Below are 18,187 nucleotides of genomic sequence, written 5' to 3'. Positions count from 1 at the left end.
TCAATGGTTGTTGCTGTGCGGTTATGTTGGGCCGACAGCGGTGCCCTTGTGTGTGCACGTTCCCAAATGATCGACAAAACGGGAGAGATCCATGCCGGAGACCACCCCCACGGGCCTCGCCAGGCTCGCCTTCGGTGGGGACTACAACCCGGAGCAGTGGCCGGAAACCGTCTGGCACGAGGACATGCGGCTGATGCGCGAGGCGGGCGTCACCATGGTCAGCGTCGGCATCTTCTCCTGGGCCCTGTTGGAGACCTCCCGGGGGGTGTACGACTTCGCCTGGCTCGACCGTCTGCTCGACCTGCTCCACAACCACGGCATCCGCGCCGACCTCGGCACCCCCACCGTCGTACCGCCGGTGTGGTTCTACCGGGAGCATCCCGAGGCGCTGCCCGTGGCCGCCGACGGCACCCGCTACGAGTTCGGCTCGCGCGGCGCCATCTGTCACAGCAACCCCGACTACCGCGCCGCCGCAGCGAACATCACCACCAGGCTCGCCGAGCGCTACGCCGACCACCCCGCGCTCGCCCTGTGGCACGTGCACAACGAGTACGGCGTCCCCGTCTCCGCCTGCTACTGCGACACGTGCGCCGCGCACTTCCGCCGCTGGCTGGAGCGCACGTACGGCGATGTCGCGGCGCTCAACGTGGCGTGGGGCACCGCCTTCTGGGGCCAGCACTACGCCGACTTCGCGCAGATCAACCCGCCACGCGTGTCACCCACCGTCGGCAACCCCGGGCAGGCGCTCGACTACAAGCGGTTCGCCGACGAGACCATCCGCGAGAACTTCGTCATGGAACGGGAGATCCTGCACCGCCTCGCGCCCGGCATCCCGGTCACCACCAACTTCATGACCGCCCTCAGCCAGTGCGACTCCATCGACTACTGGACCTGGGGCCGCGAGGTCGACCTCGTCACCAACGACCACTATCTGATCACCGACGGCCGCCGCACCCATGTGAACCTCGCGATGGCCGCCGACCTCACCCGGTCCGTCGCCGGCGGCGCCCCCTGGCTGCTCCTGGAGCACTCCACCTCGGGCGTCAACTGGCAGGCCCGCAACCCCGCCAAGGCTCCCGGGCAGATGGCCCGCAACTCCCTCGCCCATGTGGCGCGCGGCTCCGACGGCGCCATGTTCTTCCAGTGGCGGCAGTCCCGGCGCGGCGCCGAGAAGTTCCACTCGGCGATGCTGCCGCAGGCAGGCACCGACTCGCGGGTGTGGCGCGAGGTCGTCGAGCTGGGCGCGTCCCTCGACTCGCTCAGCCAGATCCGCGGCAGCCGCACCGTCGCCGACGTGGCCGTCCTGTGGGACTGGCACTCCTGGTGGGCGCAGAACCTGCTGTGGCGCCCCAGTGAGGACCACGACGCCCGCGAACGCGCCGACGCCTTCTACGAGGCCCTCTACGACCGCCACCTCACGGTCGACTTCGCCCATCCGGAAGCCGACTTGTCGGCCTATCCCCTTGTCGTCGTTCCCGCGCTCTACCTGATGACGGAAGCGGCGAGGGACAACCTCACGGCATACGTCGACAGTGGAGGCACCCTCGTCGTGTCGTACTTCTCGGGGATCGTCGACGAGCACGACGCCGTCCACGAGGGCCCCTACCCCGGCGCCCTGCGCGAGGTCCTCGGTCTGACGGTGGAGGAGTTCTCGCCGCTGCTCGCCGGGCAGAGCGTACGGATCACCGGGCCCGACGGCTCCGAGCTGACCGGTGACGTGTGGACCGAGTTCGTGGTGCCGGACGGCGCCGAGACGGTGTGGACGTACGCCGACGGGCTCACCGCCGGCCGGCCCGCCGTCACCCGGCACCGGCTGGGGGAGGGTTCCGCCTGGTACGTGTCGACCCGCCTCGACGCGCACGGCCTCGACGTACTGCTCGGCTGGGCCGCCGACGACGCGGGCATCGCCCCCCGCGCCGAACTGCCGCGCGACGTCGAAGTGGTGCGCCGCACGGGCGAGTCCGGCGACTTCCTCTTCGCGATCAACCACACCGTGCTCGACGTGAAGGTGCCGCTCGACACCGACGGCACCGAACTCCTCACCGGCGAACGCGCGGCGGGCCACCTCGCCGTCCCCGCCGGCGGCGTCAGGGTCATCCGGCTCGACCCCTGACCGCCCCCCCGAACACCGGCCGGATTCCTGGGGACGTCCGGTCGGTCAGGCGGCGCCGGGCCCACGGCCTTCGGGTGCGGCGCCGCCCTCGCACCGCGCGACCAGGTCCCCGCCTTCGTCGAAGGGACGACGATGTTCCACGCGAGACGCGCCCTCAGGGCCCTGCTCATACCGCTGTTCGCGGGCCTGGCACTCACGACGGTGCCCGCCACCTCCGCCCACGCGGCCTCCACCCTCACCAACGGGGGCTTCGAGTCCGACGGCACGGGCACCGCGACCCCGGCCGGCTGGTCGACGTACTCGGCGGCCGGGCAGAACTCCGCCTCCTTCACCGAGCCCGGTGGCCACGGCGGCAGTTACCGCCTCTCCCACTGGTCGTCGTCCGCCTACAAGGTGGAGACCTACCAGTACCTTTCCGGGCTGACCAACGGAAACTACAAGCTCACCGCGTGGGTGCGCTCCGGCGGCGGCCAGAACTCCGCGTACATCGCGCTGAAGAACTGCGGCAGCGCCGAGCAGCGCACCGACATCCCCGTCTCCTCCAGCGGCTGGATCCGGATCGTCACCTCGATCGCGGTGACGAACAACCAGTGCACCATCAGCGTCAACTCCGACGCCAACGCGGGCAACTGGCTCAACGTCGACGACCTGACCTTCACCTCCGGCAGGACGGGCCTGTCCATCAAGGGCTCCGACGTGTCGTCGCTCATCAAGAGCGAGGCCAAGGGCGGCGTCTACAGGAACAGCTCCGGAACCGCCGGCGACGCCCTCGCCATCCTGAAGGGCGCCGGTCAGAACTGGGCGCGCGTCAAGGTCTGGGTGAACCCCGCCGACGGCTACAACAACAAGGCGCGGGTGCTGGCCGCCGCCAAGCGCATCAAGGCGCAGGGCATGAAGCTGCTGGTCGACTTCCACTACTCGGACACCTGGGCCGACCCCGGCGCCCAGACCGTGCCCTCCGCGTGGACAGGCCACTCCTACACCCAGTTGAGGAGCGACGTCTACAACCACACCCACGACGTCCTGAACGCCCTGAAGTCCCAGGGCACCATTGCCGACATGGTGCAGGTCGGCAATGAGATCAACGGCGGCATGCTGTGGAACGCCGGCTCCACCTCCAACTGGTCGCAGCTCGCCGGGCTGCTCAACTCCGGCTACGACGCGGTCAAGGCGGTGAACTCCTCCACACAGGTGGCCCTGCACCTCGCCAAGGGCGGTGACCTGTCCGGCACCCGCTGGTGGTTCGACAACGCGGTCTCCAACAACGTGAAGTTCGACGTCATCGGCCTGTCGTACTACGGCTACTGGCACGGCACCCTCACCGACTTCCAGACCACCCTCGACGACGCGGCCTCCCGCTACTCCAAGCCGGTCTTCCTCGCCGAGACGGCCTACCCGTTCCGCCTCGACAGCGAGGACGCGCACGAGAACATCATCGACGTGCCGAGCGAACTGGTGTCCGGCTACCCGGCCACCACCACGGGTCAGACCCGCTGGATGAAGGACGTCGCCAGCATCGTCGAGGCCGTTCCGAACGGCCGCGGCCTGGGAGTCTTCTACTGGGAGTCCACGTGGACCGCCGTCGCGGGCAACGGCTGGGACCCCACGGACGCGTCCTCCGGGAACGGCTGGGAGAACCAGGCGCTGTTCGGCTACGACGACAGGGCGCTTCCGGCGATGGCGTGGTTCAGCCACCGGTAGCACGAGGGACGTCTCGGTGACGTCCTCGGCTGCGTCGGGCCCGCCCTCCCTCGCACCGTGGAGGGCGGGGACGCGTGCCGGCGGCCGTGCTGGCCGGGACCGCGGCCACCACGAAGACGATGCAGAGGCAAGTGCCGTAAGGGATACGCGGACGGGGGAGGAGGGAGGAACCGCCTCCACTTTGTCAGCGGCCGTGAGGAGGTGGATAGCGTGCGGGTATGGCGATGACGACGAAGCGGCGGGTCCTCTACCGGCAGGGGACCGGGTTCTGGCGGATGACGACGAAGTGGGTGCTGGTCTTCGGGGCCCTGTACCTGATGGACGGTGGACTGTTCCGGTCGTGGGGCGACGCTCTCGTATGGCCGATGATCGGGGTCCTGCTGTGGGTGCCGTTCGGGGTCGGCGTCGTCTGGTATCCGAAGAAGGACCAGCGGGTCGTGCTGACGACGCGTGAACTGCGGGTGAGGCGTAAGCGGCTGCCGATGGAGAAGGTGAACCTGCTGCATGTGGCGAGGCTGTGGCTGGAGGGGCGGTCGACCGCGGACGACCAGCCGGTGCTGGAATGGCCACGGTTGGAGCGGGTGGTGTGGGTCCCCTTGCAGGACGGCCGGGCGTACGGCGTGGAGTTCCACGACCCCGCCGCGTTCGCCAAGGTCTTCGGCGCCTTCGCTGTCGCCGCGTGCGGGGGACCGGACATCGTCCGCGCGAGGGCAGCCGCGGAAACCTACCCGCAGCCACGTCCGCTGCGGGCCCGCCCGGCGGACGACGACGGCTCCTGGACGGACCTCCTGGACGTCTTCAACTGACGGCCGGAAGGGCCCGTCAGACCGTATCCCAATGGAGACGGGTCACCACCGTGCGCGGTGGTGACCCGGCGCCGCGGCTACGGACGCGGCAGCGAGGTGTTGGTGATCGGGAGCCTCTTGTGCGTGCCCGCCACGTAGAAGTCCCTCGGAGCCGTGCGCAGCGCGAACGTGTCGTCATAGCCCGAGACGCGCACGGACATCACGAAGAAGCCGTCGTCCTCGGTGGTCGTCCTCACGTCGTACTCGCTCTCCCAGTTGGTCTGCAGGAAGACCTCCGTGCCCCCGGGCTCGACCCCCTTGGGGAGGGTGACCTTGCCCTGAACGGTGAGGATGTCGCCCGCCTTCACCTTCTTCTTGTTGACCTTGTAACTGACGGAGCTGGTCTTGGCTTTGGTTGTCACACTGGTGTCGGCGTAGTAGCCGTCCTGTGGGGTGTTGAGGTCGCCGTCCTCGTCGTAGAGGGCCGTGATGTCCACGCCGCGCTGGACGTTGAGCAGGCTGCTGCCGGACATGTGGTCGATGTTCACGTTGCGGATGGTGAACTTGCCGTTGGCGTCGGTGACCGGCTTGCCCAGGTCGCGCGGCTCGTAGTAATTGGGGTCGATCGGGTCGCCCCACGGATTCCAGGTGGTGAACCGGATGACTTCCTGGACGGTGACGGGGATGTTGGGCGCCGGGGTGCCGTCGGCCTTGGTGACGGTGCCGGTGACGTCGACGCGGCGTTTGTCGTAGCCGGTGCTGGTCGGGTTGGTGCTCACGTTCAGTACGTAGGCGTCGCCGGGGGAGGCGCCCGAGGGCTTTGCCGCGGCGGCGGGCGCGGACAGGACGCCTGCGGTGAGCAGGAGGGCGGCGGTGGCGACGAGCCGTGTGTGCGGGGACTTGCTGGGCACGGGTCAACTCCGAGTTCGGTCGGGACTGGAGGAGTCGCGCCGGGCGGCACCGGTTCAGCCGCGGCGCAGGTGTGCGACACACCGGGTTCGACCGACGGGGTGGAGCGGGAGTTGCGCCGCGGAGCCGCTGTTACACGGCTGTGGCAGGAAGCGGTTCTTCAGGGGGTGCGAGTTCACCTGGATGTCGGCCGCGGGCCACCCCGGACCGGCCGTCGGCGTCGTCGCCCGACGGAGGACGCCCAGCGTCTCGGCGTACGGCCTCTCCGGTCGTTCAGCGGCTGGCGGCGTTCAGGAAACCGTGCAGGGAGCCGGCCATGGCTTCGACGAAGGCGTCCCTGGTGGACTCGGGGACGCGGTCCAGGGACAGATAGGGGTTGAGGTCCTCCAACTCGACCAGCAGCAGATCGCCCTTCCGGGTCCGGCACGCGTCCACCCGCTGGATGCCGTGGTCGAGGGTGTTCCAGTCGATGAACCGCCGCGCGAAGGCCAGGTCGGCCTCCGTGGGCGGATAAGGCTCCAGGACCCAGCGCCGTTCGGGGTCGGGGGCGTGCAGGGCGTACTGGAAGGTGTCGTCCACGTAGTAGAACGACAGCTCGTAGCGGAAGTCGACGCGCGGCTGCACCAGCACGTCGTCCCAGTTCAGGGCCGCCAGCTCGGCGCCGGGCACGAAGCGCAGGCCGATCGAGTCGGCGCCGGCCCTCGGCTTCGCCACGTACACGTCGGCCTCGGGCAGCCGGCCGAGGTCCTCGGGCCGGTCGACGGTGGGGATCACTGGGAACCCGGCACGTGTGAGGTCGAGCAGATACTGCTTGCCGTCCATGTCGGCCCGGCCGGTCAGCGGGTTGTAGACGGGGATGCCGCTCGCCGCCGCCCGCTCGCGGAAGGCGTCGTACTCCCGCCGGTAGTGCAGCACGGGCCCGCTGTTGCGGACCACGACGGCGTCGAAGCCGTCCATGAGGGCCGCCGCGTCCAGGGGGTGGCACAGGGCGAGGTCGAACTCCGCTCGCAACCGCGAGGTGAGGAAGACGTCCTCGTCGCCGTAGCGCCGGCCGCGAGCCGGGTAGGCCAGATCCGTCACGTACAGCAGGCGGGGGCGGGCGGGCACGGCACAACCTCTTCGATCGGTGGAGGACAACCTAACCCGAGGCCCCGGTCGCACAGGCGGCCGCCTGTGCGACCGGGATCGCCCGTCGACGTCCGCCTCCCGTTCAGATCGGCTCGGGAAGGGCCCTCAGGTGCCTGCCGACGCGCTCGCGGAGCAGCAGGTACTCCTTCCAGCGGCGCGGCAGAGGGCCCGGAGGGCGCTGGACGACACGGCCCGCGGTGACGGTCTGCCCCCGCCGGAACTGCTCGCGCGTCAGATCGAATTCGACCCCGCTGGGCAGCCTGTTCCACCAGTGGAAACCGCGCTGGACACCCTCCAGATGCACCTCACCGACCAGCAGGTCGCCGCCGAAGACGTCATGGACGACCAGAGCCGTGATGTCACAGTGCCCCCAGGCCGGGTTGTCGGGCCGCCAGTCGGGCTGGTCGTCGGGCGAACAGGTGTCGGCGGCCCAGCTCACGCGCAGGGCCTGGTCGAGATCCAGCAGGTTCCAGGTGGTCATCCCGGCAGCATCGCAGCCCCCACTGACAACCGAGGGCGCATCCCGGGTCCTTCGCAGTGCGGGCCCGGGCGATCGAGCCGCCGCCCGGTCCCCGCGTTACGCTGTCGACCAGCCGCGATCCGCCGGGCGGCACGGCGGTGCGGGCGCGAGTAGGAGACGTACGCACATGACAGTCCCGCACCCGGGCAGGGCCGAAGCCGCCGGGGCCCCCGCCGTCCGGCAGCCACCCGCTGCCCGACCGTCCTCGTGGCAGGGCCAGGGGCCCGTCGTCGCGGTGGTCGCCCTCGGCGGCGGCATCGGCGCGGCGGCCCGCTACGGGGCGTCCCTGCTCTGGCCCACGGAATCGACGGGATTTCCCTGGACCACGTTCTGGGTGAACGCGGCCGGCTGCTTCGTCATCGGTCTCTTCATGGTCCTGATCACGGACGTTTGGGCGGCCCACCGCCTGGTCCGGCCCTTCTTCGGCACCGGTGTACTCGGCGGCTTCACCACCTTCTCGACCTACGCCGTCGACATCCAGCGCCTGGTCGACGAGGGTCACCCCCGCACCGCCCTCGCCTATCTCGCCGCAACCCTCCTGGCCGCCCTCGCGGCGGTCTGGCTCGCGGCCACCACAGCACGCCTGACCCTGGCCCGGAGGCGACGATGACCCCTGACACGGCGGACCACCGGGCCGGGACCCGGCCCAACGGGCGGGCCCTGCGCCTGACCGTCCTGATCGGCGAGCAGGACACCTGGCACCACCGGCCGCTCTACAGCGAGATCGTGCACCGGGCGCACGCGGCGGGCCTCGCCGGCGCGAGCGTGTTCCGGGGCATCGAGGGCTTCGGCGCCTCCTCGGTCGTCCACACCTCCCGGCTGCTGTCGCTCAGCGAGGAACTGCCGGTCGCGGTGGTCGTCGTGGACACCGAGGAGCGCGTGCGGGCCTTTCTGCCGGAACTGGCGGACCTGGTCCCCGACGGGCTGGTGACGCTCGACGTGTGCGAGGTCGTCGGCCCGGGCGGGCCCGCCGGAACACATGAGGAAGGTAAGAGATCGTCGTGAACTGGGTGCTGGTCGTCGTCGGCGGGATGGTCGGCGCGCCCCTGCGGTATCTCACCGACCGGGCCGTGCAGTCCCGGCACGACACGGTCTTCCCGTGGGGCACCTTCACCGTCAATGTCGCCGGCTCCCTGGTCCTCGGTGTGCTCACCGGTGCCGTGACGGCCGGTGCCGCCGGCTCCGACCTGCAGCTTCTCCTCGGCACGGGACTCTGCGGGGCGCTCACGACCTACTCGACCTTCTCCTACGAGACCCTGAGGCTCGCCCAGGCCGGCGCCCGCTTCCACGCCGCTGTGAACGTGATCGGAGGTGTGGCGGCGGGGCTGGGTGCGGCTTTCGTCGGCGTGACGCTGGCGGAGGCGTTCTGGCGGTGAGCCGGGCGCTCGTCCAGCTGTTCGGGGCCCTTACCCGGCTGTAGTACGACTGCCTGTCGTCGCGTCCTCCGCTGAGCAGAACTGGACCACATGAGCGCCATCACCGTCGGTCAGGCCGTCGTCCTCGGAGCGGTGGAAGGGGTGACCGAGTTCCTGCCGGTGTCCTCCACGGGCCATCTGAAGATCACCGAAGGACTCATGGGGATCCAGGTCGAGGACCGCTCGGTCGTCGGGTTCTCCGCGGTCATCCAGGTCGGCGCCATCGCCGCGGTGCTCGTGTACTTCCGCAAGGACATCGCGCGGATCATTGGCGCCTGGTTCCGGGGACTTCGCGACGCGGGGGAGCGGGAGAACCGCGACTACCGGTTCGCCTGGTGGGTGATCGCGGCGACCGTCCCCGTCGTGCTCGTCGGGCTGCTCGCCAAGCCGCTGATCGAGGGGCCCCTCGCCTCGCTGTGGGTGGTGGCCGGGTCGCTGATCGGCGGAAGCGCGGTCATATGGGCCGCGGAGCGGTGGGGACGGCACAAGCGCGGCGAGGGAGACACCTCCCTCCGGGACGCGATGCTGGTCGGCGGTTCGCAGATCCTCGCTTTGCTCTTCCCCGGGTTCTCCCGCTCGGGCGCCACCATGTCCACCGCGCTGCTGCTCGGCCTCGACCGGGTCGCCGCCACCCGGCTCTCCTTCTTCCTCGGCATCCCGGCCCTGACCGGCGCCGGGCTGTACGAGCTGAAGGACGCCCTCGGGGCCGGCGTGGGCGCCGCGCCGCTCCTCGTGGGAACGACCGTCTCGTTCGCGGTCGCATACGCTTCCGTGGCCTGGCTGCTGAGGTTCGTGACCCGGAACTCCCTCGACGTCTTCGTGGCGTACCGGATCGTCGTCGGTGTGCTGCTGTTCGGGCTGCTCGTGGCGGGTGGCCTCAGCTGACGGCGGCCCCGCCCGCCGCCCGTCGGAGGGTGATCCACCCTCCGACCAGCGTCAAGATCGAACCCGTGACCCCTTGACAGCCCCGTGCCGTCACCCGCAGGATCACCCCCGTGAACCTGTCAGACAGCCAGACAGGTGGCTCGGCACCCCGGCGCGTCAGCGCCATGGAAGCGGTGCTCACCCACCTTCGCGGCGCCATCGAGCGCGGCGAGTACGCCATCGGTGACAAGCTCCCCTCCGAGGCGGAGCTGTGCCGGCAGCTCGAAGTGAGCCGCCCGGTGCTCCGTGAGGCCCTGCGCGCCCTCCAGGTGATGGGACTGACCCAGTCCCGCACCGGCAAGGGCACCTTCGTGATCGCGAACGCGGTCGAGGACCCCACCTTCGGCGACTACGCGGCGAGCGACCTGCTGGAAGTGCGCCGGCATGTGGAGATCCCGGTCGCCGGGTACGCGGCGGTCCGCCGCACCCCGGAGAACCTGGACCACCTGGCGCACCTCCTGGACCGGATGGAGCGGGAGACCGACACCACCGCCTGGGTCGCGATGGACACGCTGTTCCACCTGGCCGTGGCGGAGGCCGCCCAGAACCCGGTGTTCCGCCGGGTCATCGAGGAGATCCGGGACGCACTGGCGCGTCAGTCGGCCTTCCTCAACGAACTCGGCGGCCGTCGCGAGCAGTCCAACCGGGAGCACCGGGCCATCGTCGAGGCACTGATCGACGGTTCCGAACACGACGCGGTGGAGGCCATGTCCCACCACCTCGACCGCGTCGAGACCACCCTCACAGACATCGTGCGGTCCCCACGCACGACCAGTTCCACGGAAGGCGGACCCGAGGCGTGAGCGAGCAGCACCTCAAAGAAGAGACGCGCACACCGGCCGCACCCCATGTCGACGCGGGCGACGAGGGCTACAGCAAGTCCCTCAAGGCCCGGCACGTCAACATGATCGCCATCGGCGGTGCCATCGGCACCGGCCTCTTCCTCGGCGCCGGCGGCCGACTGGCCGACGCCGGACCCTCCCTGTTCATCGCGTACGCCGTCTGCGGTGTCTTCGCGTTCCTCGTCGTGCGGGCCCTCGGCGAGCTGGTCCTGTACCGGCCCTCGTCCGGTGCCTTCGTGTCCTACGCCCGGGAGTTCCTCGGCGAGAAGGGCGCGTACACGGCGGGCTGGATGTACTTCCTGAACTGGGCCACCACCGGTATCGCCGACATCACCGCCGTAGCCGTCTACACCCACTACTGGGGCATGTTCTCGGACGTACCGCAGTGGGTGATCGCGCTGATCGCGCTCGCCGTGGTCCTTACCGTGAACCTGATCTCGGTGAAGATGTTCGGCGAACTGGAGTTCTGGTTCGCGATCATCAAGGTCGGTGCGCTCGTCGTCTTCATGTGCATCGGCATCTTCCTGCTGGTCACCCAGCAGCCCGTGGACGGTCACAACCCCGGCCCGGCCCTGATCACCGACAACGGCGGTGTCTTCCCCAACGGCATCCTGCCGATGCTGCTGATCATCCAGGGCGTCGTCTTCGCCTACGCCTCCGTCGAACTGGTCGGCGTCGCCGCCGGTGAGACCGAGAACCCCGAGAAGATCATGCCCAAGGCGATCAACTCGATCATGTGGCGTGTCGGCCTGTTCTACGTCGGCTCCGTCGTCCTGCTCTCCATGCTGCTGCCCTGGTCCTCCTACAAGGCCGGCGAGAGCCCCTTTGTGACGGTTCTCTCCAACATCGGCGTCCCCGCGGCCGGCGGCATCATGAACCTGGTCGTCCTCACCGCCGCGATGTCCTCCCTCAACTCGGGTCTGTACTCCACCGGTCGCATCCTGCGGTCGATGGCGATGTCCGGCTCCGCCCCCAAGTTCACCGGCGTGATGAGCCGCAGCCAGGTCCCGTACGGCGGCATCCTGCTCACCAGCGGCATCTGTGTGCTGGGCGTCGGCCTCAACTTCGTGGTCCCCGCCGAGGCGTTCGAGATCGTCCTCAACTTCGCCGCGATCGGCATCATCGCCACCTGGGGCATGATCATGATCTGTCACCTGCTCTTCTGGCAGAAGACCCAGAAGGGCGAACTGACCCGGCCGAGCTACCAGCTCCCGGGCTCCCCCTGGACCGAACTCGTGACGCTTTTCTTCCTCGCGTCCGTACTGGTCCTCATGTACGCCGACGGCGGCGCGGGCCGCACGACGGTGCTGTGCGTCCCGCTGATCGTGGGCGCACTCGTGGCGGGCTGGTTCGGCATACGCGGCCGGGTCGCCCGGAAGTCGACCGGAGCGGATGCGTGAACCAGGCAGTGACGTACGACCCCTCGACCACCGGCGCCCCGGGTACCCCCGTGGCTCCGGTGGCCGCGGCCCCCGCGATCCGGGAACCGCTCCACGCCCCCGTCGCCCACCTCGTACGCGGAGGTGTCATCGAGGGCATCCACTACGGCTCCGTCGTGGTGCTGGGTGCCGACGGGGAGGTGGAACTCCAACTCGGTGACATCGAGGCGGCGTTCTACCCCCGGTCGGCGCTCAAGCCGGTCCAGGCCGTGGCCATGCTGCGCGCCGGGCTGCCCCTGGACGGCGAACTGCTGTCGCTGACCGCGGCCAGCCACTCCGGCGAGGAACGCCACCTCGCCGGAGCCCGGCGCATCCTGGAGCTGGCCGGGGCAACCGAGGACGACCTGCGCAACGTCGCGGACATGCCGTACGGCCCCGCCGTGCGCGACGCCTGGATCCGGGACGGGCGGCAGCCCTCCCGGCTCGCGCAGAACTGTTCCGGCAAGCACGCGGCCATGCTCTACACCTGCAAGCTCAACGGCTGGTCCCTCGACGACTACGTCGACCCCGCGCACCCCCTGCAGCAGGCTGTCGCCGAGATCGTCGAGGACCTCACCGGGCAGGCCATCGCCCGAGTGACCGTCGACGGCTGCGGCGCCCCCCTGTTCTCCGTCTCCCTGCACGGCCTGGCCCGCGCCCTCGCCCGGATCACCACCGCCGCCGAGGGCACCCCCGAGCGCCAGGTCGCCGACGCGATGCGCGCCCACGCCGAAATGGCCTCCGGCGCCGGGCGCGACGTGGCCGCGCTGATGCGGGCCGTACCCGGACTGCTCAGCAAGGACGGCTTCGAGGGCGTCCAGGTCGCCGCCCTCCCCGACGGCCGCGCCGTCGCGGTGAAGATCGCCGACGGCGCCAACCGGGCCCGGGTCCCCGTCACCGCGGCGGCCCTCGCCCGCGTCGGCGTCGACCCGGACGCACTCACCGAGTTCGCGGGCGCCCCGCTGCTCGGCGGCGGCGACGTGGTCGGCCATGTCCGCCCGGCCCGCGCCCTGGACCCCCTCACCCCCTCGTACGCCTGACCACCTCGAACGTCTGAAGCACCTAGGGCGTCCGAAGCTCTTCGTACGTCTGATCCACCTCAAAGAAGAGGATCCGTACCGCGATGACCGCCGCACTCACCCGCAGCGAACACGACCTGCTCGGCGACCGGGACGTCCCCGCCGACGCGTACTGGGGTGTCCACACCCTGCGCGCCACGGAGAACTTCCCGATCACCGGCATGCCGATCTCCGCGTACCCGCACCTGATCGAGGCGCTGGCCGCGGTGAAGGAGGCCGCCGCCCTCGCGAACGAGGAACTGGGCCTGCTCGCCCCCGAGAAGGCGGCTGCGATCACCGCCGCGTGCCGCGAGATCCGCGAGGGCAAGCTGCACGACCAGTTCGTGGTCGACGTCGTGCAGGGCGGCGCGGGCACCTCGACGAACATGAACGCCAACGAGGTCGTCGCCAACCGGGCGTTGGAGCTGCTCGGGCATGCCAAGGGGCAGTACGAGTTCCTGCACCCTAACGAGGACGTCAACCTCGGCCAGTCCACCAACGACGTCTACCCGACCGCCGTGAAGATCGCGACGGTGTTCGCGGTGCGGGGCCTGCTCAAGGCGATGGCCGTGCTCCAGGACTCGTTCGCCCGCAAGGCGGTCGAGTTCCGTGACGTGCTCAAGATGGGCCGTACACAGTTGCAGGACGCGGTCCCCATGACGCTCGGGCAGGAGTTCTCGGCCTTCGCCGTCATGATTGACGAGGACCGGTCCCGTCTTGACGAGGCCGTCGAGTTGATCCATGAGATCAACCTGGGTGCCACGGCCATCGGCACCGGCCTCAACGCGCCCGCCGGGTACGCGGAGTCCGCGCGTCGTCATCTCGCGGACATCACCGGACTGCCGCTGGTCACGGCCGCCAACCTCGTCGAGGCCACCCAGGACTGCGGCGCCTTCGTCCAGATGTCCGGGGTGCTCAAGCGGATCGCCGTCAAGCTCTCCAAGAGCTGCAACGACCTGCGCCTGCTCTCCTCCGGGCCGCGCGCGGGGCTCAACGAGATCAACCTGCCGCCGGTGCAGGCGGGTTCGTCGATCATGCCGGGCAAGGTCAACCCGGTGATCCCCGAGGTCGTCAACCAGGTCGCCTTCGAGGTGATCGGCAACGACGTCACCATCACGATGGCCGCCGAGGCCGGACAGCTCCAGCTCAACGCCTTCGAGCCGATCATCCTGCACTCCCTGTCGGAGTCCATCACCCACCTGCGCAACGCCTGCCTCACCCTCGCCGAGCGGTGCGTCGACGGCATCACCGCCAACGAGGACGAACTGCGCGCGGCCGTGGAGAACTCCATCGGTCTGGTCACCGCGCTCAACCCGCACATCGGCTACACGGCGGCCACCGACATCGCCAAGGAGGCCCTCGCCACCGGCCGGGGCGTCGCCGAACTCGTCCAGGAGAAGGGCCTGTTGCCCGCCGAGCGGCTTCAGCAGCTGCTGCGGCCCGAGGTCCTCGCGGGCAGCGGCGCTCTCCGGGCCTGACCCCGTGCGGGACCAGCCCTGACCTGGGGCTATGCTCCGGGACCGGCACAAAGGAGGCACAATGGTGATCATGACAACGACGTCGTCCCTCACCTTCCAGCCGGTCCTGGAGCGCATCGCCGAGGAGATCGAGCGGACCCCGGGCCGTGGCCGTCCGGCCGACTACATACCGGCGCTCGCGGCCCGCGATCCGCGCCGCTTCGGCATGGCCGTCGCGGAACTCGACGGCACGGTGTACGGCGTGGGGGACTGGCGGGAGCCGTTCTCCACACAGTCCATCACCAAGGTCTTCACCCTGGCCCTCGACCTGGCCCGTGAAGGGGACGCCCTCTGGGAGCACGTCGGCCGCGAGCCGTCCGGCAATCCCTTCAACTCCCTGGTGCAGCTGGAGTACGAGAACGGCATTCCCCGCAACCCGTTCATCAACGCGGGCGCCCTCGTCGTCACCGACCGCCTCCTCACCCATAGCGGCGACGCGGCCGGCGAGATGCTGTCCTTCCTCCGCGTGGAGAGCGGCAACCAGGAGCTGGACTTCGATCCGGAGGTCGCCGCCTCCGAGTCCACGCACGGGGACCGCAACGCCGCCCTCGGCCACTTCATGGCGTCGTACGGCAACATCGACAACCCCGTTCCGGTCCTCCTCGACCAGTACTTCCGCCAGTGCTCGCTCACCGCGTCCTGCGCCGACCTCGCCCTCGCCACGACCTTCCTCGCCCGCCACGGTGTCCGATCCGACGGCACCCGCCTCCTCACCCGCAGCCAGGCCAAGCAGATCAACGCGATCATGCTCACCTGCGGTACGTACGACGCCGCGGGGGACTTCGCCTACCGCGTCGGCCTGCCCGGAAAGAGCGGCGTGGGCGGCGGCATCATCGCGGTCGTCCCGGGCCGCTGCACCCTGTGCGTGTGGAGCCCTGGGCTGGACGAGCGGGGCAACTCGGTCGCGGGCGTCGCGGCACTGGACCGCTTCACGACACTGACGGGTCTGTCGGTCTTCTGAACCACCGGGCCCCGCCCCGCATGAGATCACCCGCCGGTTGCATGGCGGTTCCCGGCCCGCAGACGTCGCGTCGCCTCGACGCCACCCGGCGTTGACACGCTGACCGCGTGTTGGCCATCGCTTTCCCCGTCGATCTCCGCCGCTGCCAGGCCCTCGGCCTGGCCGGCACCGCCTTCCTCGCCCTGGGGGGTGAGACCGCCGGCGCTCTGCCGATGCGCGATCTGCTCTCACCGGTCTCCGGACGCGGCGCGCTCGGCCTGGTCGGCGTGTACTTCGGCGTCGTCCTGCTGATCGCCGCGTGGGCCCTGCTGGGCAAGGTCGTGCGGGGCCCCGAGCCACCGACTCCCCGAGCCCTGCTCGTCGTCCTGCTGGTCTGGGCGGCCCCCCTGCTGCTGGCTCCACCGCTGTTCAGCCGGGACGTGTACAGCTACCTCGCGCAGGGTGCCATGGTCGACGCCCACATGGACGTCTACGCCCACGGCCCCGCACGGCTCGGCGGACCGCTCGCGGACGAGGTCGCCCCGGTGTGGCGGCACACGGCCACCCCGTACGGTCCGGTCTTCCTCGCCGTGGCCTCCGCGCTGTCGGCCCTGACGGACGGGCGGATACCGGAGGGCCTGATCGGCATGCGGATGGTCGCGCTGCTGGGGGTCGCCCTGATGGCGGTGGCGCTGCCCCGTCTCGCCCGGCACCAGGGGGGCGATCCGGCGGTCGCCCTCTGGCTCGGCGCCCTCAACCCCCTCGTCCTGCTCCACCTGGTGGCCGGCGCGCACAACGACGCCATGATGCTCGGCCTGCTCGGCGTCGGTCTGGTGGCCGCACGGGGCCGCCGGTACGTCCTCGGCGTCGTCCTCGTCACCCTCGCCGCGCTGGTCAAGGCGCCCGCCGCGCTCGGCCTGCTCGCGTTGATCGTGATGCGCGGCCGTACCGGCTGGGTCCGGACGACCGTCACGACGGTCGCCGTCGCCGCGGCCACCACGGCCACCGTGACCGCCCTCACCGGTACCGGATACGGCTGGATCGCCGCCCTGCGCGCCCCGGTCTCCGCGCACAACTGGTCGCCCACCACCCTCCTCGGCCGCGCCACCGCGAACCTGCTCCACGGACTCGGCAGCGACCTGGCGCCGTTCGCTCTCCCGGCCTGGCGCGCTGCAGGACTCCTGCTGACCCTGGCCGTGGTCCTCTTCATATGGCTCCGTCTGAGGCCGGGCCCGGTCCTCGCGCTGGGCCTCAGCCTCGCCGTGGTCGCCGTGCTCGGCCCGGCCATACGTCCCTGGTACGCGTTGTGGGGGCTGTTCCTCATCGCCGCGGCGGCCCGGAACACCTCGGCGCAGCACCGGCTCGTGGCCGCCAGCGGGGTGCTCGCGCTGGCCGTCCTGCCGAGCGGGAACCCGGCGGACACCGAACAGCTCGTCCTGGCGGTGTGCGGGGGAGTCCTCGCGGTGGTCGTGCTCTGGCAGGCCCACCAGGCGTCCCTGGCACCGGCCCTGGCACCGGCCCTGGAGCGGACCGCGTGAGCGCCCCCGACCGGCGGCTTGCGCTGCCGCGCACCGACCGCGCCCGTGTCCTGCTGCTCCTCGTCCTCGTCCTGGCGGTCACCGTCTTCACCGTGACCGTGCCGCTGCTGCGGGACTGGTTCGACCTGCGCGTCTACCACGGCACCATCGACAGCTGGGTCCACCACGACGGCCGCATCTACGACTACCGGGTGCCGGGCACGACGTACGGCTTCACGTATCCCCCGTTCGCCGCCGTCGCGATGCTCCCCATGGCGCTGGTCGGTCTGCGCACCGCGATCGTGCTGTGCCTGGGGCTCGATCTGCTGGCGCTCGGGGTGGTGCTGTACGTGCTCGCCGGGCCGCGACTGCGCCGCCACGGCTGGTTCGGCACCTCCCTCGTCCTGTGCGCCCTCGCGCTGTTCGAACCGTTGCGGGACACATTCAGTTTCGGCCAGGTCAACCTGCTGCTGCTGGCGTTGGTGCTGTGCGACGCCTGGCTGCTGTCCACCGGCCGGGGACGCTGGGCGGGTGCCGGGATCGGGCTGGCGGCGGCGGTGAAGCTGACCCCCGCGATCTTCATCGGGCTGCTCCTGGTCGCCCGGCGGTGGCGTGCCGCCGGGCTCGCGGCGGCCGTCGCCGCGGCGGCCACCGCGGCGGCGGCCTGGACCGCTCCGGCCGCTTCCCGCTTCTACTGGACCGAGGCGCTGTGGGACACCAGCCGCGTCGGCCGCCTCGACTACGTCTCCAACCAGTCCCTGCAGGGCGTCCTGGCCCGGCTCGTCGCACCCCATGAACCGAGTCGCGCGATCTGGGCGCTGCTCGTGCTCGCGGTCCTCGGCGTCTGGGCGTGGCGGGCTCGTGCGGCGGTGCGGGCGGAGGACTGGACGTCCGCGTTCGCCCTCACCGGGCTGGCCGCGTGCCTGGTCAGCCCGATCACCTGGGTCCACCATCTGGTCTGGCTGCTGCCCTCGTTCGCGGTGCTGCTGAGGCACCGCCGGCTGCTGCCCCTGACAGCGGCCCTGTACGTGGTGCTGTGCAGCAGCGTCGTCTGGCTGTGGTTCGACGACGCGTCCGGCGTCGACGGATTCCTCGGGTCCAACGCCTATGTGTGGATCACGCTCGCTCTGCTGCTGCGGCTGCCGACCGGTCAGTCACGCGGGAGCCGTCGCCCCATGAACCGCAGGACCAGTGACACGGCTGCCGCGCCCAGCCCGGCGGCGCCCGCGATCACCCCCGTCTCCGACCAGCCGAGACCCGCGGTCTGTTCCTTCGCACGGGCGGGCGGCGGCGATTCACGGCGGCGCTGAGGTGCGGCCGCCGACCGCCGAGGCACGAGCGATCCCACCGGTTCGACCCGGCCGGCGGCCCGGAAGCCCCAGTCGAGCAGGGAACGCGCC

The 18,187-nt window shown here is 70.6% G+C and carries 17 protein-coding genes; 14 read left to right on the top strand and 3 right to left on the bottom strand.

Going from position 1 to position 18,187, the window contains the following annotated elements; genetic code table 11:
• Nucleotides 1–91: 91 nt before the first annotated feature.
• The 3 genes from ACZ43N_RS14755 (at nt 92) to ACZ43N_RS14745 (ending at nt 4,620) form a co-directional block, all read left to right on the top strand.
• Nucleotides 92–2,113, top strand: a complete 2,022-nt coding sequence (locus ACZ43N_RS14755; RefSeq protein ID WP_468097656.1) for a beta-galactosidase — start codon at nt 92–94, stop codon at nt 2,111–2,113.
• A gap of 132 nt (nt 2,114–2,245) precedes the next feature.
• Nucleotides 2,246–3,814 (top strand): glycoside hydrolase family 53 protein, encoded by a 1,569-nt coding sequence (locus ACZ43N_RS14750; protein ID WP_468097654.1) that lies wholly within the window; start codon nt 2,246–2,248, stop codon nt 3,812–3,814.
• A 218-nt stretch (nt 3,815–4,032) separates the two neighbouring features.
• Nucleotides 4,033–4,620 (top strand): hypothetical protein, encoded by a 588-nt coding sequence (locus ACZ43N_RS14745; protein WP_468097652.1) that lies wholly within the window; start codon nt 4,033–4,035, stop codon nt 4,618–4,620.
• 77 nt (nt 4,621–4,697) lie between these two features.
• Here ACZ43N_RS14745 and ACZ43N_RS14740 read toward each other — a convergent pair whose 3' ends face one another.
• The 3 genes from ACZ43N_RS14740 to ACZ43N_RS14730 all read right to left on the bottom strand — a co-directional run bounded on the left by ACZ43N_RS14740 (nt 4,698) and on the right by ACZ43N_RS14730 (nt 7,117).
• Nucleotides 4,698–5,510 (bottom strand): acyl carrier protein, encoded by an 813-nt coding sequence (locus tag ACZ43N_RS14740; RefSeq protein WP_468097650.1) that lies wholly within the window; start codon nt 5,508–5,510, stop codon nt 4,698–4,700.
• Nucleotides 5,511–5,781: 271 nt separating this feature from the next.
• Nucleotides 5,782–6,615 carry an ATP-grasp domain-containing protein gene (locus tag ACZ43N_RS14735; RefSeq protein WP_468097648.1) on the bottom strand — a complete coding sequence of 278 codons (834 nt, stop codon included), beginning with the start codon at nt 6,613–6,615 and terminating at the stop codon, nt 5,782–5,784.
• A 103-nt stretch (nt 6,616–6,718) separates the two neighbouring features.
• Nucleotides 6,719–7,117 carry a YunG family protein gene (locus tag ACZ43N_RS14730; protein ID WP_468097646.1) on the bottom strand — a complete coding sequence of 133 codons (399 nt, stop codon included), beginning with the start codon at nt 7,115–7,117 and terminating at the stop codon, nt 6,719–6,721.
• Between the two features lie 166 nt (nt 7,118–7,283).
• Between ACZ43N_RS14730 and crcB (ACZ43N_RS14725) the strand changes: the two genes are divergently transcribed.
• The 11 genes from crcB (ACZ43N_RS14725) to ACZ43N_RS14675 all read left to right on the top strand — a co-directional run bounded on the left by crcB (ACZ43N_RS14725) (nt 7,284) and on the right by ACZ43N_RS14675 (nt 18,097).
• On the top strand, nt 7,284–7,766 hold the full coding sequence (gene crcB, locus ACZ43N_RS14725; RefSeq protein WP_468097644.1) for a fluoride efflux transporter CrcB: 483 nt from the start codon (nt 7,284–7,286) through the stop codon (nt 7,764–7,766).
• A complete protein-coding gene (locus tag ACZ43N_RS14720; protein WP_468097643.1) occupies nt 7,763–8,161 on the top strand; it encodes a DUF190 domain-containing protein in 399 nt (132 codons plus the stop codon). The genes crcB (ACZ43N_RS14725) and ACZ43N_RS14720 overlap by 4 nt, the downstream gene beginning before the upstream one ends.
• Nucleotides 8,158–8,532, top strand: a complete 375-nt coding sequence (gene crcB, locus ACZ43N_RS14715) for a fluoride efflux transporter CrcB (RefSeq protein WP_468097641.1) — start codon at nt 8,158–8,160, stop codon at nt 8,530–8,532. Before ACZ43N_RS14720 ends, crcB (ACZ43N_RS14715) begins: the two co-directional genes overlap by 4 nt.
• A 90-nt stretch (nt 8,533–8,622) precedes the next feature.
• Nucleotides 8,623–9,456: an undecaprenyl-diphosphate phosphatase gene (locus ACZ43N_RS14710; RefSeq protein ID WP_468097639.1), complete on the top strand. Its 834-nt coding sequence runs from the start codon at nt 8,623–8,625 to the stop codon at nt 9,454–9,456.
• 164 nt (nt 9,457–9,620) lie between these two features.
• The gene (locus tag ACZ43N_RS14705) at nt 9,621–10,298 is read left to right on the top strand and encodes a FadR/GntR family transcriptional regulator (protein WP_055714253.1); all 678 of its coding nucleotides are present in this window, start codon (nt 9,621–9,623) and stop codon (nt 10,296–10,298) included.
• Complete coding sequence (locus ACZ43N_RS14700; protein ID WP_468097637.1) at nt 10,295–11,737, top strand: amino acid permease; 1,443 nt, start codon at nt 10,295–10,297, stop codon at nt 11,735–11,737. Before ACZ43N_RS14705 ends, ACZ43N_RS14700 begins: the two co-directional genes overlap by 4 nt.
• Nucleotides 11,738–11,745: 8 nt before the next feature.
• On the top strand, nt 11,746–12,795 hold the full coding sequence (locus tag ACZ43N_RS14695) for an asparaginase (protein ID WP_468097705.1): 1,050 nt from the start codon (nt 11,746–11,748) through the stop codon (nt 12,793–12,795).
• Between the two features lie 83 nt (nt 12,796–12,878).
• Nucleotides 12,879–14,291 carry an aspartate ammonia-lyase gene (gene aspA / locus ACZ43N_RS14690; RefSeq protein ID WP_468097635.1) on the top strand — a complete coding sequence of 471 codons (1,413 nt, stop codon included), beginning with the start codon at nt 12,879–12,881 and terminating at the stop codon, nt 14,289–14,291.
• A 61-nt stretch (nt 14,292–14,352) separates the two neighbouring features.
• Nucleotides 14,353–15,291 carry a glutaminase gene (locus tag ACZ43N_RS14685; protein ID WP_468097633.1) on the top strand — a complete coding sequence of 313 codons (939 nt, stop codon included), beginning with the start codon at nt 14,353–14,355 and terminating at the stop codon, nt 15,289–15,291.
• Nucleotides 15,292–15,407: 116 nt separating this feature from the next.
• Nucleotides 15,408–16,808, top strand: coding sequence for a polyprenol phosphomannose-dependent alpha 1,6 mannosyltransferase MptB (mptB, locus tag ACZ43N_RS14680; RefSeq protein ID WP_468097704.1), 1,401 nt, complete (start codon nt 15,408–15,410; stop codon nt 16,806–16,808).
• Nucleotides 16,805–18,097 carry a glycosyltransferase 87 family protein gene (locus tag ACZ43N_RS14675; protein WP_468097632.1) on the top strand — a complete coding sequence of 431 codons (1,293 nt, stop codon included), beginning with the start codon at nt 16,805–16,807 and terminating at the stop codon, nt 18,095–18,097. The genes mptB and ACZ43N_RS14675 overlap by 4 nt, the downstream gene beginning before the upstream one ends.
• The last annotated feature ends 90 nt before the right edge of the window (nt 18,098–18,187 follow it).

Source organism: Streptomyces sp. NPDC030814, from assembly GCF_055572155.1.
This window is presented reverse-complemented; position numbering and strand designations above follow the sequence as displayed.